General features: G+C 73.4%; 10 protein-coding genes. 5 read left to right on the top strand and 5 right to left on the bottom strand.

Annotation, left to right across the window (positions count from 1 at the left end):
• Positions 1 to 8: 8 nt before the first annotated feature.
• On the bottom strand, positions 9 to 1,109 hold the full coding sequence (gene rsgA, locus HDA33_RS05510; RefSeq protein WP_184171688.1) for a ribosome small subunit-dependent GTPase A: 1,101 nt from the start codon (positions 1,107 to 1,109) through the stop codon (positions 9 to 11).
• Entirely contained in the window at positions 1,109 to 2,614 is a 1,506-nt protein-coding gene (locus tag HDA33_RS05505) for a 3-phosphoshikimate 1-carboxyvinyltransferase (RefSeq protein WP_184171686.1), read from the bottom strand. Before HDA33_RS05505 ends, rsgA begins: the two co-directional genes overlap by 1 nt.
• A gap of 232 nt (positions 2,615 to 2,846) precedes the next feature.
• On the opposite strand from HDA33_RS05505, the gene HDA33_RS05500 reads away from it, so the two are divergent.
• Entirely contained in the window at positions 2,847 to 3,560 is a 714-nt protein-coding gene (locus tag HDA33_RS05500) for a sigma-70 family RNA polymerase sigma factor (RefSeq protein ID WP_184171684.1), read from the top strand.
• Positions 3,557 to 3,835, top strand: coding sequence for a mycothiol system anti-sigma-R factor (rsrA, locus tag HDA33_RS05495; protein ID WP_184171682.1), 279 nt, complete (start codon positions 3,557 to 3,559; stop codon positions 3,833 to 3,835). The genes HDA33_RS05500 and rsrA overlap by 4 nt, the downstream gene beginning before the upstream one ends.
• A gap of 172 nt (positions 3,836 to 4,007) precedes the next feature.
• Here rsrA and HDA33_RS13070 read toward each other — a convergent pair whose 3' ends face one another.
• The 3 genes from HDA33_RS13070 to HDA33_RS05485 form a co-directional block, all read right to left on the bottom strand.
• On the bottom strand, positions 4,008 to 4,082 hold the full coding sequence (locus HDA33_RS13070) for a 50S ribosomal protein bL37 (RefSeq protein WP_096498094.1): 75 nt from the start codon (positions 4,080 to 4,082) through the stop codon (positions 4,008 to 4,010).
• A 51-nt stretch (positions 4,083 to 4,133) separates the two neighbouring features.
• The gene (locus HDA33_RS05490) at positions 4,134 to 4,739 is read right to left on the bottom strand and encodes a GDSL-type esterase/lipase family protein (RefSeq protein WP_017488543.1); all 606 of its coding nucleotides are present in this window, start codon (positions 4,737 to 4,739) and stop codon (positions 4,134 to 4,136) included.
• Between the two features lie 76 nt (positions 4,740 to 4,815).
• A complete protein-coding gene (locus tag HDA33_RS05485) occupies positions 4,816 to 8,544 on the bottom strand; it encodes a multifunctional oxoglutarate decarboxylase/oxoglutarate dehydrogenase thiamine pyrophosphate-binding subunit/dihydrolipoyllysine-residue succinyltransferase subunit (protein ID WP_184171680.1) in 3,729 nt (1,242 codons plus the stop codon).
• Positions 8,545 to 8,745: 201 nt separating this feature from the next.
• Between HDA33_RS05485 and guaB1 the strand changes: the two genes are divergently transcribed.
• From guaB1 to HDA33_RS05470, 3 genes are all read left to right on the top strand, one after another.
• Positions 8,746 to 10,227 (top strand): GMP reductase, encoded by a 1,482-nt coding sequence (gene guaB1, locus HDA33_RS05480; RefSeq protein ID WP_184171678.1) that lies wholly within the window; start codon positions 8,746 to 8,748, stop codon positions 10,225 to 10,227.
• 210 nt (positions 10,228 to 10,437) lie between these two features.
• A complete protein-coding gene (locus HDA33_RS05475) occupies positions 10,438 to 11,757 on the top strand; it encodes a hemolysin family protein (RefSeq protein ID WP_184171676.1) in 1,320 nt (439 codons plus the stop codon).
• Positions 11,754 to 12,812 (top strand): hemolysin family protein, encoded by a 1,059-nt coding sequence (locus HDA33_RS05470; protein ID WP_184171673.1) that lies wholly within the window; start codon positions 11,754 to 11,756, stop codon positions 12,810 to 12,812. Before HDA33_RS05475 ends, HDA33_RS05470 begins: the two co-directional genes overlap by 4 nt.
• The last annotated feature ends 91 nt before the right edge of the window (positions 12,813 to 12,903 follow it).

The following is a 12,903-nucleotide window of genomic DNA, read 5'->3' as shown; positions in this document are numbered from 1 at the left end:
CGCCCGGCTCAGTCCTCGGACGACGCGGAATCCTCCGCGCCGGCCGGGCCCAGCCGGTTGCCCAGCAGGCGCCGCAGCGAGGCCAGGCGGGCGGCCCCGGAGGGCCCCGCGTGGCCGGCGGCCACCCAGCCGTCCAGGCCGCAGCCGGGGGAGTCGGCCGTGTGGGCGCAGCCGCGCGGGCAGTCGGCGAGGCCGCCGGCGAGGTCGTCGAAGGCCTCCACCACCCGGTCCGGCTCCACCCAGCCGAGCCCGAACGAGCGGATGCCGGGGGTGTCCACCACCCACGTGTCCGCCATTGGGGCGCCGTCGTCGTCCGTGAGCGGCAGGGCGAGCGCCGAGGAGGAGGTGTGCCGGCCGCGGCCGGTGACGGCGTTGACGTGCCCCGTGGCCCGCTCGGCGCCGGTGAGGGCGTTGAGCAGGGTGGACTTGCCCACGCCGGACGGGCCGACGAACGCGCTCGTGTGCCCCTGGAGGCGCTCGGCCACCCGGGCCACGAGCGCCCCGTCCAGGGCGGTGTCCCCGGTCTCGGCCTCGAACACGGCGGCCCCGGAGGTCATCACCTCCAGGTCGAGCGACTCGTAGTGCGCCACGAGGGCGGCGGGGTCGCGCAGGTCGGTCTTGGTGATGAGCAGCACCGGGTGGATGCCGGCGTCGTAGCAGGCCACCAGGGCGCGGTCGATGAAGCCGGTGCGGGGCTCCGGGTTGGCGGCGGCCACCATGATGACCAGCAGGTCCGCGTTGGCCACCACCACGCGCTCCACCTCGTCCGAGTCGTCGGCCGAGCGGCGCAGCACCGTGGAGCGCTCCTCCACGCGGACCACGCGCGCCAGGGTGCCCTCGTCGCCGGAGAGGTCGCCCACCACGGCCACGCGGTCGCCCGTGGCGATCGGCGTGCGGCGCAGCTCGCGGGCCCGCATGGCGGTGATCCGCTCGTCCAGCCGCTCCGGCAGCACCACGGTGTACCGGCCGCGGTCCACGGTGGTCACCATGCCCACGACGGCGTCCTCGTGCTTGGGGCGCTCCTTGGTGCGGGGCCGGGTGCCCCGCTTGGACGGGCGCACCCGCACGTCCGACTCGTCCCACGCGCCGGGGTCCACGCGTCGGCCCATCAGAGCGCCCCCGCCTCGTCCGCGCCGGCGGCCGGGGCCACCAGCGACGTCCACATCGCCGGAAAGTCCGGCATGGTCTTGGCGGTGGTGGCCACGTCCACCACGGCGGTGCCCGGCACCCGCAGCCCGACGACGGCGGCGAACGTCGCCATCCGGTGGTCGTGGTAGGTCTGCGCCACGGCGGGCGTCAGGGGCCCCGAGGCGTCCGTGCCGGGGAAGCCGAGGGCGTCCGTCTGCTCGTCGACCTCGACGCCGAAGCGGGCGGACTCGGCGGCGAGGGCGGCGAGCCGGTCCGTCTCGTGCCCGCGCAGGTGCCCGATGCCGGTCAGGCGGGTGGGCCCCTCCGCGAGGAGGGCGATCGCCGCCACCGTGGGGGCGAGCTCGGCCGTGTCCGCGACGTCGCGCGCGCCGGTCACGAGGGCGGTCCCGTCCGGGCGGGTCCCGCCGGTCACGGTGAGGGCGGCCCGGGAGCGGTCCGTGCGGTCCACGGTCAGGGCCACGCTCGCGCCGAACGCCGGCAGGATCCGCCGCCACCGGTCCCCGATCTGCGTGGTCCGGGTCGGCCAGTCCGGGACCGTCACGGAGCCGCCGGTGACGGCGGCCGCGGCCAGGAACGGGCCGGCGTTGGACAGGTCGGGCTCGATAGCGGCCTCGTGCGCGGCGATCCCGCCCGGCGCCACGGTCCAGGACGTCGCGTCGGGCTGCTCCACCCGCACGCCGAGCGAGCGCAGGACGGCCACGGTCATGCCCACGTGCTCGGGGCTGGGCACGGTGGCCCCGGTGTGCCGCAGCCGCAGGCCGCGGGGCATCGCCGCGGCGGCCAGCAGCGCGCCGGAGAGGAACTGGGAGGAGGCGCCGGCGTCCACGGCCGCCTCGGGGACCGGCGCCGCGGGGGAGTGCGCCCCGGCGGCCCCGTCCTCGGACGCCCGGGGCCCGCCGGCCACGGTGGCGGCGTCCGGCGGGGTGTGGACGGTGAAGGGGAGCAGGCCCGGCTCGCCCTCCTCGTGGACGGTCACGCCCAGCCGGCGCAGGGCGTCGATCACCGGGGCCATCGGGCGGACCCGCGCGCCGGCGTCGCCGTCGAAGCGCACCCGGCCGGGGCGCAGCGCCGCCACGAAGGGCACGAACCGCATGACAGTGCCGGCCAGGCCGCAGTCCACCTCGACCTCTCCCTCCAGCGGCTTCCCGAGGGGGAGGGGGTGCACCCGCAGGCCGCCGTCGGGCAGGTCCTCGAACCGGGCGCCGAGCGACTCCAGGGCCGCGCGCATCAGCGCCGAGTCCCGCGAGACGAGCGCGCCGCGCAGCGTCACCGGGCCGTCGGCCACGGCCGCGAGCACCAGGTGGCGGTTCGTCAGCGACTTCGAGCCCGGCAGCCGCACCGTGCCGCGCACCGGACCCCGCGCCGCGGGCGCGGGCCAGGCGACGACGTCGCCGGCGAGGGGCTCGACGGGACGCTCGGACGGGTGCTCTGACGGGTCCTCGGGGGCAGGCGTGGGGCGGGTCACGTCCCCAGCCTATCGGGCGCGCGGACGCGCCCGGCGGGACGACGACGGGCCGATGACGGCGCGGCGACGGAGCGCCGGCGGGGAATACCGCCCGGTCGGCGGGCGCTGACCCCGGTGCACCCCGTGCCCGCCCGGCACGGGGCACCCGCCCCCGCAGGACGCCGTCGGAGAGGAGCCGCGCATGAGGACCGCCCTGATGGCGCGCCCGGACCGAGACGTAGACTGGCGCGCGATGAGCACTGACAACAGCCTGCCGGAGATCGCCCGGCCCGCCGACGCCCCGGAGCACGACCGCGCGGACATCGACGTCGCCGCCGAGGATGAGCAGCAGCGGCGCGCGCGCTTCGAGCGCGACGCCCTCGAGTTCGTGGACCAGCTCTACTCCGCCGCCATGCGCATGACGCGCAACCCGCAGGACGCCGAGGACCTGGTGCAGGAGGCCTACACCAAGGCGTACTCCTCGTTCCACCAGTACCGGCCGGGCACGAACCTCAAGGCGTGGCTCTACCGGATCCTCACCAACACGTACATCAACCTGTACCGCAAGCGGCAGCGCCAGCCCCTCGAGGCGGACAGCCCCGAGGTGGAGGACTGGCAGATGGCCCGCGCGGCCGAGCACACCTCCTCCGGGCTGCGCTCCGCCGAGACCGAGGCCCTGGACCACCTGCCGGACTCCGAGGTGAAGGACGCCCTCCAGGCCATCCCCGAGGAGTTCCGCCTGGCCGTGTACTTCGCGGACGTGGAGGGCTTCGCCTACAAGGAGATCGCCGAGATCCTCGACGTGCCGATCGGCACCGTCATGTCCCGCCTGCACCGCGGCCGCAAGCAGCTGCGCGAGCGCCTGGCCGACTACGCCGCCGAGCGCGGCATCAAGGCGCAGCCGAAGAAGACCGGGCGCGGGGCCGCGAAGAAGACCGAGACGAGCACGAAGGAGGCCACGCGATGACCGCGGACCAGCACGGCCGTGAGTGCCGCGACGCCCAGGACGACACCCTGGAGCGCCTGTACCAGTACCTCGACGGCGCCCTGACCCCCGAGGAGCTCGACCAGGTGCGCGCCCACGTGGAGGACTGCGAGGACTGCCGCCACCAGCAGGAGCTCGAGCAGTTCATCCGCACCGCCGTCCGCCGCTCCTGCCAGGAGAAGGCGCCCGAGCAGCTGCGCACCACCATCCTCAGCCGCATCACCCAGATCTCGACGACGCGCGTCACCTGGCGCTGACGCCCCCGCCGGGGCGCCGCCGTCGTGCGCCGTCCGCGGACGGGGCCGGGCGGGGCAGGGCGACCGCGGAACGACCGCAGACGAACGCAAGGGCCGTCCCCCTCGGGGACGGCCCTTGCGTCATCGTGTCCAGCGGGTGCTCACCCGGCCGGTCCACAGCGCCGATCAGTGATCAGGCGTTGGGACGCTTGCCGTGGTTGGCACCGCCCTTCTTGCGGTCGCGACGCTTGCGTGCACGCTTGCTCATGGCGTCTCCCTTCGACGAGTCGGTCAGCGGTCAGTGGACCATTCTGTCACATCAGGCGGTGGGCTCCGGCAGGCCCAGCCACTGGTACCAGCCGCGGTGCAGCACGAGCCAGGCGATGAGCCCGTGGCCGGCCTGGCCCGGACGGCCCTCGCCGGCGGCCAGGTCCGCGCGCCACTGCTCGTGGCCCTGCAGCGGGGTGAACGTGTCCACGTACACGTGGCTGCGCCGGTCCGCGACGTCCAGGTAGGCGGCGTTGAGCTCGGCCAGGCGGGCGTTGCGCTCCTCGTCCAGCGTGGGCGTGGGGCCCACGACCAGCACGGGGATGCCGCGCTGGGAGGCGGTGTCCAGCACGTTGGCCAGGTTCAGGCGCGACCGCGCGGTCGAGGACGCCTCCAGGTCCAGGTCGGCATCCGAGAGGGCCACCACGAGGCGGTTCTCGGTGTCCTCGGAGTAGCGGCGGGAGGCCTCGCCCCACCAGCGCTCGTTGAGGTCCTCGGTGGTCTCGTGCGGCACGGCCAGCACGTAGTTCTCCAGCTCCACGCCCGGGGCCTGGGTGCGGGCCAGCACGCGGCCCCACCAGCCGATGGCGCGGGCGTCGCCCGCACCTGCCAGGAGGTGGTCGCCGACGGCGGCGATCCGGATCCGGCGGTCGTTCACGGTGTGTCCTTTCGTCGGCCGACCCGGCGCCGCCGCCGCACTCGAGGGTGCGGCGGCGGCGCCGGGACGGTCCGGGTCAGCGGGCGAACCCGGCGTCCAGCAGCGTGGAGAGCTCCTGGTCGTGGCGGCCCTTGGTGCCGGCCGAGGTCGACGCGGACGCCGGGCGGGACACCAGGCGCACCTCACGGTCGAGCTGCGGCAGCAGGTTCAGCGCCATGAACGGCCACGGGCCCTGGTTGGCGGGCTCGTCCTGCACCCACACGACCTCCGCCTTCGGGTAGGCCTCGAGGGCCGCGCGCAGCTCGTCCAGGGGCAGCGGGTAGAGCTGCTCCACACGGACGATCGCGGTGGTCTCGTCCCCGTCCTTGTTCCGGCGGGCGAGCAGGTCGTAGTACAGGCGGCCGGAGACCAGCTGCACGCGGGTGACCTTCTTCGGATCCACCCCGGCGTCCGGGATGACCGGCTGGAAGCGGCCCTCGGTGAAGTCCTCCACCGAGTTCGCGGCGGCCTTCAGGCGCAGCAGCTGCTTCGGGGTGAACACCACGAGCGGGCGGCGCGGGCGGGCGTAGGCCTGCTCGCGCAGCAGGTGGAAGTGGTTGGCGCCCGTGGTGGGGTTCACCACGCGCATGTTGTCCTCGGCGCACATCTGCAGGAAGCGCTCGATGCGGGCGGAGGAGTGGTCCGGGCCCTGGCCCTCGTAGCCGTGTGGCAGGAGCAGGACCACGGAGGAGGTCTGCGCCCACTTCTGCTCGGCGGAGGAGATGAACTCGTCGATGATCGTCTGCGCTCCGTTGATGAAGTCGCCGAACTGCGCCTCCCACAGCACGAGCGCGTCGGAGCGCTCCACGGAGTAGCCGTACTCGAAGCCGAGGGCGGCGTACTCGGACAGCAGCGAGTTGTAGACCCAGAACTTCGCCTGGTCCTCGGAGAGGTTCTTCAGCGGCGCCCACTCGTCGCCGGTGATCCGGTCGTGGAACACCGAGTGGCGCTGCGTGAAGGTGCCGCGCTGGGAGTCCTGGCCCGCCAGGCGGACCGGCACGCCCTCCATGAGCAGGGAGCCGAAGGCCGCCAGCTCCGCGAAGCCCCAGTCGATCCCGCCGTCGACGGCCATCTTGGCGCGCCGCTCGAGCAGGGCCGCGAGCTTGGGGTGCACGGTGAAGCCCTCGGGGACGTCGATGTGCGCCTGGCCGATGGCCCGCAGGGTCTCGGCGGAGATCGCCGTGGTCTCGGGGGCCTCGGGGGCCTGGTCGCGGTCCTCGGCCGGGCGGATGCCCTCGCCGCCGGAGGATGCGGAGCCCTCGTGGGTCTCCGCGAACACGCGCTCGAGCTGCTGCTGGTAGTCCTTGAGCGCGGTGTCCGCCTCCTCCTGCGTGATGTCGCCGCGGCCCACGAGGGACTCGACGTACAGCTTGCGGGTGGAGCGCTTCTGCTCGATGAGGTTGTACATGCGCGGCTGGGTCATCGAGGGGTCGTCGCCCTCGTTGTGGCCGCGGCGGCGGTAGCAGACGAGGTCGATTACGACGTCCTTGTTGAACCGCTGCCGGTACTCGAACGCGAGCTCGGCCACGTGCATCACGGACTCGGGCTCGTCGCCGTTCACGTGCAGGATCGGCGCCTGGATGGTCTTGGCCACGTCCGTGGAGTACACGGCGGAGCGCGCCTGCTTGGGGGGAGTGGTGAAGCCCACCTGGTTGTTCACGATCACGTGGATGGTGCCGCCCGTGCGGTAGCCCGGCAGCTGCGAGAGCTGCAGGACCTCGGTGACGACGCCCTGGCCGGCGAAGGCCGCGTCGCCGTGCACGAGGATCGGCAGCACCGAGAAGGAGTCGGGGCGCTGGCCGCCCAGGTCCAGGCGGTCCTGCTTGGCGCGCACCACGCCCTCGAGGACCGGGTCCACGGCCTCCAGGTGCGAGGGGTTGGCCGCGAGGTACACGCGGGTGCTGTTGCCGGCGTCCGAGACGAACGTGCCCTCGGTGCCCATGTGGTACTTCACGTCGCCGGAGCCGGAGGTGCCGCCGGGGGTGGCGCCCTCGAACTCGCGGAACACCTGGCCGTAGGTCTTGCCGGCGATGTTCGTGAGCACGTTGAGGCGGCCGCGGTGGGCCATGCCGATGGCGACCTCGTCCAGGCCCGCGTCCGCGGCGTCGCCGAGGATGCCGTCCAGCAGCGGGATCAGGGACTCGCCGCCCTCGAGGGAGAAGCGCTTCTGGCCGATGTACTTGGTCTGCAGGAACGTCTCGAACGCCTCGGCGGCGTTGAGGCGGCCCAGGATGCGCAGCTGCTCCTCGCGGGTGGGCTTGGCGTAGGGCTGCTCGAGCTTCTCCTGGAACCAGGCGCGCTCGGCAGGGTCCTGGATGTGCATGTACTCAACGCCGATGGTGCGGCAGTACGCGTCGCGCAGCACGCCGAGGATCTTGCGCAGGGTCAGCGTGGAGGCGCCGCCGAAGCCGCCCGTGGGCCACTGGCGGTCCAGGTCCCACAGGGTGAGGCCGTGCTCGCGGATGTCGAGGTCCGGGTGGTACGGCATCGAGTACTCGAGCGGGTCCACGTTGGCCATCAGGTGGCCGCGGTCCCGGTACGCGTGGATGAGCTGCTGGACGCGGGCGACCTTGCCGACCTGCTCCTCCGGATTCACCTGGAGGTCCTGGGCCCAGCGAACGGGCTCGTAGGGGATGCGCAGGGAGTGGAAGACCTCGTCGTAGAAGCCGTCCTCGCCGAGCAGCAGGCCGTGCACGATCTTGAGGAACTCGCCGGAGCCGGCGCCCTGGATCACGCGGTGGTCGTACGTGGAGGTGAGGGTGATGGTCTTGGAGATCGCCAGGTCGTGCAGCGTGGACTCCGCGGCGCCCTGGAAGGCGGCCGGGTAGGTCAGCGCGCCGACGCCGATGATGGCGGCCTGGCCCTTGGACAGGCGGGGGACGGAGTGCACGGTGCCGATGCCGCCGGGGTTGGTCAGGGAGACCGTGGTGCCGGCGTAGTCGTCCATGGTCAGCTTGTTCTTGCGGGCGCGCTGGACGAGGTCGTCGTAGGCCTGCCAGAAGCCGCGGAAGTCCAGGGTCTCGGCGGCCTTGACGTTGGGCACCACGAGCGAGCGGGAGCCGTCCGGGCGGGGCAGGTCGATGGCCAGGCCGAAGTTCACGTGAGCCGGCTCCACCATGGTGGGCTTGCCGTCGCGCTCCTCGTAGGTCACGTTCATGGACGGCATGGCGGCGAGGGCACGCACCACGGCGTAGCCGATGAGGTGGGTGAAGGAGACCTTGCCGCCGCGGGTGCGGGCCAGGTGGCTGTTGATGACCACGCGGTTGTCGATGAGGACCTTGGCGGGCACGTCGCGCACGGTGGTGGCCGTGGGCATGGACAGGGAGGCGTCCATGTTGGTGGCCACGGCCTTGGCCATGCCCTTGAGGACGGTGGCCTTCTCCTGCTTCTCCTCCTTGGCGGCGTCCTTCGAGGGGTCCGCCGGCTCGGAGGGGACGGCCTGCACGGCCGGGGTCTTCTTGACCTTCGGGCCCGTGCTCGTGGAGGTCTCCTTGGGCTGGGCGCCGCGGGCGGGGGCAGGCTTGGCCTTCGGCTCGGTGACCTTGGCCTCGGCCTGGGGCTCCGCCTTCGGGGCGGCCTTCGCCGCGGCCTGGGCGGGGGCCTTCTCGGCGGGGGCGGGCGCGCTGGCCTCGAGGCGGGCGAAGATCTGCGCCCACTGCCGGTCCACGGAACCGTAGTCCGCGCGGTACTTCCGGTAGATCTCGGCGACGAGCCGTTCGTTCCCCGGGAACTCCTGTGCGAGCCGGTCCGACGTGAGTTCTGGCACTGTGTAACGCCTCTTCCTGAGCATTGGGATGCAGTGTGCTGCGCAGGGCCGACCGCGCAGGGGTGCGAGGGGCCGCGAACGCCTCGGGACATCATAGATCTTCGCGGCCCGCGGTGGGGATGCCGGACGCCCCGTCTCGCACGGGGTCCCCGGGCGTCGGAGCGCCTGTGCCGCGTCCGCACGGTCTGCGAGACTGCCACCATGCGCTTCCTCACCTCCCCGACGGTCGACCTCACCTACAACGACGTCTTCCTGGTGCCCTCCCACTCGGAGGTCACGAGCCGCCTGGACGTGGACATCGCGCCCGACGACGGCACGGGCGCCACCATCCCGCTGGTCTCCGCCAACATGACCGCCGTCACCGGCCGGCGCATGGTGGAGACGATGGCCCGCCGCGGCGGACTCGGCATCCTCCCGCAGGACATCCCGGTCGAGGTGATCGCGGAGGTGGTGCGCCGCGTGAAGGCCGCGCACCCGGTGGCGGACACCGCGCTCACGGTGGGCCCGCAGGACACGGTCCTGGACCTGCTGCACCTGGTGGACCGGCGCAACCACGGCGCGGTGTGCGTCGTGGACGCCGACGGCGGCCTGCTCGGCGTCGTGCGGCCGCGGGACTGCGAGGACGTGGACCGCTTCGCCTCCGCCGCCTCCGTGATGCAGCCGGCCTCCGTCACCCTCACCCCGGCCGAGCTCGGTGAGGCCGGCGGCGCGGACGGGGGACAGGCCCTGCGCGCGGCCTTCGACCGCCTGAACGCGGCCGGGCAGGACATGGCGCCCGTCGTGGAGCCGGCAGCCGGCTCCGCCGCCCCCGCGCTGCGGGGCGTCGTCACCGCGGCGGGGCTGCTGCGCTCCTCGCTGTTCACCCCGAGCCTCGACGACGCCGGCCGCCTGCGCGTGGGCGCCGCCCTCGGCGTGAACGGGGCGGTGGGGGACAAGGCCGCCGCCCTCGTGGAGGCGGGCGTGGACGTGCTCGTCGTGGACACCGCGCACGGGCACCAGCAGTCCATGCTCGACGCCCTGGCGGCGGTGCGCGCCCTGGACGCGCCGGTGCCCGTCGTCGCCGGCAACGTGGTCTCCGCCGACGGCGTCCGGGACCTGGTCGAGGCGGGCGCGGACATCGTGAAGGTGGGCGTGGGCCCGGGCGCCATGTGCACCACCCGCATGCAGACCGCGGTGGGCCGCCCGCAGTTCTCCGCCGTGCTGGAGTGCTCGGCGGCGGCGCGCGACCTCGGGGCGCGTGTGTGGGCCGACGGCGGCGTGAAGCATCCGCGCGACGTCGCCCTGGCGCTCGCGGCGGGGGCGAGCTCGGTGATGATCGGCTCCTGGTTCGCCGGGACCCTGGAGTCGCCCGGCGACCTCGTGCACGGCCCGGACGGCCGCCGCTACAAGGAGAGCTTCGGCATGGCCTCCGCCCGCGCGGTGCAGCACCGCACCCGCCACGAGGACGCCTTCACAAAGGCGCGCAAGGCGATGTTCGAGGAGGGGATCTCCTCCTCCCGCATGTACGTGGACCCGCGCCGGCCCTCCGTGGAGGACCTGATCGACACGATCACCTCCGGGGTGCGCTCGTCCCTGACCTACGCCGGCGCGCAGGACCTCGCCCAGTTCCGGGAGCGCGCCGTGGTCGGCGTGCAGTCCGCCGCCGGCTACGAGGAGGGCCGCCCGGTCGCCTCGTCCTGGTGAGCGCCCGCCCCGCCCGACGCCCCGCCGCGCAGGACCCCGCCCGGCGGGGTGTCGGGAGGGTCCGCGCCCCTATACTGGCGGCACTATGGATCACCCTGACACCTGTGTGCCAGACCGCCCGTCCGCGCCCGCGGACGCGGCCGGATCGGAGCCCTCCAGTCCCGGTGCAGCGCACCGCCCCGCCGAGGCCGCGGGAGGGGGTGAGAGCGGATGGAGTGGCTCCTGCTGATCCTGGGGTTCGCCCTGGTCCTGGGGACCGGCTTCTTCGTGGCCGTCGAGTTCTCCATGATCGCCATCGACGTCCCCACCGTGCAGCGCATGGTGGACGAGGGGGACAAGGGCGCCGAGCCCCTGCTGCGCTGCCTCAAGTCCCTCTCCACCCAGCTCTCCGCCTGCCAGCTCGGCATCACCCTGACCACCCTGCTCACCGGCTATGTCATGGACCCGGCGATCAGCCGGCTGATCGACCCGGTGCTGCTCGACGTCGGCGTGCCCGAGTCCGTCGTGGGCACGGTCTCGCTCGTGGTCGCCATGGTGGTGGCCACCCTGCTGTCCATGCTGATCGGCGAGCTCATCCCCAAGAACATGGCGATCGCCGAGCCGATGACCATCGGCCGCGCGCTGGCCCGCCCGCAGCTGCTCTTCAGCACCGTGTTCAAGCCCGCGATCCTCGTGCTCAACGGCTTCTCCAACGGGGTGCTGGCCCGCTTCGGCATCGAGGCCAAGGAGGAGATCTCCGGCGCCCGCAGCCCGGAGGAGCTCTCCTCCCTCGTGCGCCGCTCCGCCCAGCTGGGCACCCTGGACGAGCAGACCGCCACCTTCCTGGACCGCACCCTGCGCTTCGCCGACCGCACCGCGGCCGACGTGATGACCCCGCGCATCCGCGTGGAGACCGTCGGCGAGGACCAGCCCCTGCCGGAGGTGGTGGACCTGGCCCGCCGCACCGGCTTCTCCCGCTTCCCCGTGATCGGCGAGTCCTCGGACGACATCCGCGGCGTCGTGCACGTGAAGAAGGTCGTGGCCGTGCCGCGCGAGCGCCGCGCGGACCTCGAGGCCGGCTCCCTGATGACGGAGGTCATCCGCGTCCCGGAGACCGTGCACCTGGACCAGCTGCTGGCCGAGCTGCGCGACGCCAACCTGCAGATGGCCGTCGTCGTGGACGAGTACGGCGGCACCGCCGGCATGGTCACCCTCGAGGACGTGGTGGAGGAGATCGTCGGCGAGGTCGCCGACGAGCACGACAAGGTCACCCCGGGCGTGCTCCAGACGGCCGCGGGCCGCTGGTACTTCCCGGCCGAGCTGCGCCCGGACGAGGCGCAGGCCCAGATCACGTCCCTGTCGGTGCCGGAGGACGGCGCCTACGAGACGATCGGCGGATTCATCATGGCCCGCCTCGGCCGCCTGGCCGCGGTCGGGGACGTAGTGAGCGTGGACGGCGGCACGCTGTCCGTGGAGCGGATGGACGGCCGGCGGGTGGAGCGCGTGCGCTTCGACCCGGCCGCCGCCGGGGACAAGGAGGCCCGCGCATGAACGAGGACGTGATCGGCATCCTGTGGCTGGTGGTCCTGCTCGTCGCCAACGCCTTCTTCGTGGCCGGCGAGTTCGCCGTCATGGGCGCGCGCCGCTCCCAGATCGAGCCCAAGGCCGAGGCGGGCTCCCGCCCCGCACAGGTGGCCCTCTACGCGATGGAGCACGTCTCCCAGATGCTGGCGGTCTGCCAGCTGGGCATCACGGTCTGCTCCCTGCTCATCCTCAACGTCTCCGAGCCCGCCCTGCACCACCTGCTGGTGGGGCCGATGACGGCGCTCGGGGTCCCGGACGCCGCCGCGGACGTCACGGCCTTCGTCCTGGCGCTGCTCGTGGTCACCTTCCTGCACGTGACCTTCGGCGAGATGGTGCCCAAGAACGCGGCGGTGTCCTTCGCGGACCGCGCCGTGATGATCCTGGCCCGCCCGCTCGTATGGCTCTCCAAGCTGCTGCACCCGATCGTGACGGTCCTGAACTGGGCTGCCAACGTGGTGCTGCGCGCCTTCCGCATCGAGCCGAAGGACGAGGTCGCCTCCTCCTACACGCTCGAGGAGGTCCAGTCGATCGTGGCCGAGTCCACCCGCTCGGGCACCCTCGAGGACGAGTCCGGCGTGCTGCACTCGGCCCTGGAGTTCTCCGACCACACCGCCGGGGACGTGATGGTGCCGCTCGAGAAGGTGGTGACCGTGCCCGAGGGCATCACCCCGCACGACTTCGAGTGGACGGTGGGCCGGGTGGGCTACTCCCGGTTCGTGGTGGAGGACCCCGACGGCGGTTACACCGGCTACCTGCACCTCAAGGACGTGCTCATGGTGGGCCCGTCCGGGCACGAGGAGCCGATCCCGCTGACGCGCGTGCGCTCCCTGGCGAACGTGCGGCTCGAGGACGAGGTGGAGGACGCCCTGGCGCTGATGCAGCGCACGGGCTCGCACCTGGCCCGCGTCATCACCCCCGAGGGGGAGACCGCCGGCGTCCTGTTCCTCGAGGACGTCCTCGAGGTGCTCGTGGGCGAGATCAACGACGTCACGCAGTCCCCGCGCCGCTTCCGCCCCGCCTGATCGGCGCGCCCCGGCCCCTTCCCCGCCGCCCGCGGGGGAGGGGCCGCCGTCGTCCGCGGGCCTGCTACGATGAGAATCGTTGTCAATTGCA

Origin of the sequence: Micrococcus endophyticus (assembly GCF_014205115.1) — a bacterium.
Taxonomy (GTDB): domain Bacteria; phylum Actinomycetota; class Actinomycetes; order Actinomycetales; family Micrococcaceae; genus Micrococcus; species Micrococcus endophyticus.
This window is presented reverse-complemented; position numbering and strand designations above follow the sequence as displayed.

Coding starts and splice junctions, on each gene's coding strand:
- guaB1 (WP_184171678.1), top strand. CDS start 8,746: ATGCGCTTCCTCACCTCCCCGACGGTCGACCTCACCTACAACGACGTC.
- HDA33_RS05470 (WP_184171673.1), top strand. CDS start 11,754: ATGAACGAGGACGTGATCGGCATCCTGTGGCTGGTGGTCCTGCTCGTC.
- rsgA (WP_184171688.1), bottom strand. CDS start 1,109: ATGGGCCGACGCGTGGACCCCGGCGCGTGGGACGAGTCGGACGTGCGG.
- rsrA (WP_184171682.1), top strand. CDS start 3,557: ATGACCGCGGACCAGCACGGCCGTGAGTGCCGCGACGCCCAGGACGAC.
- HDA33_RS05500 (WP_184171684.1), top strand. CDS start 2,847: ATGAGCACTGACAACAGCCTGCCGGAGATCGCCCGGCCCGCCGACGCC.
- HDA33_RS05475 (WP_184171676.1), top strand. CDS start 10,438: ATGGAGTGGCTCCTGCTGATCCTGGGGTTCGCCCTGGTCCTGGGGACC.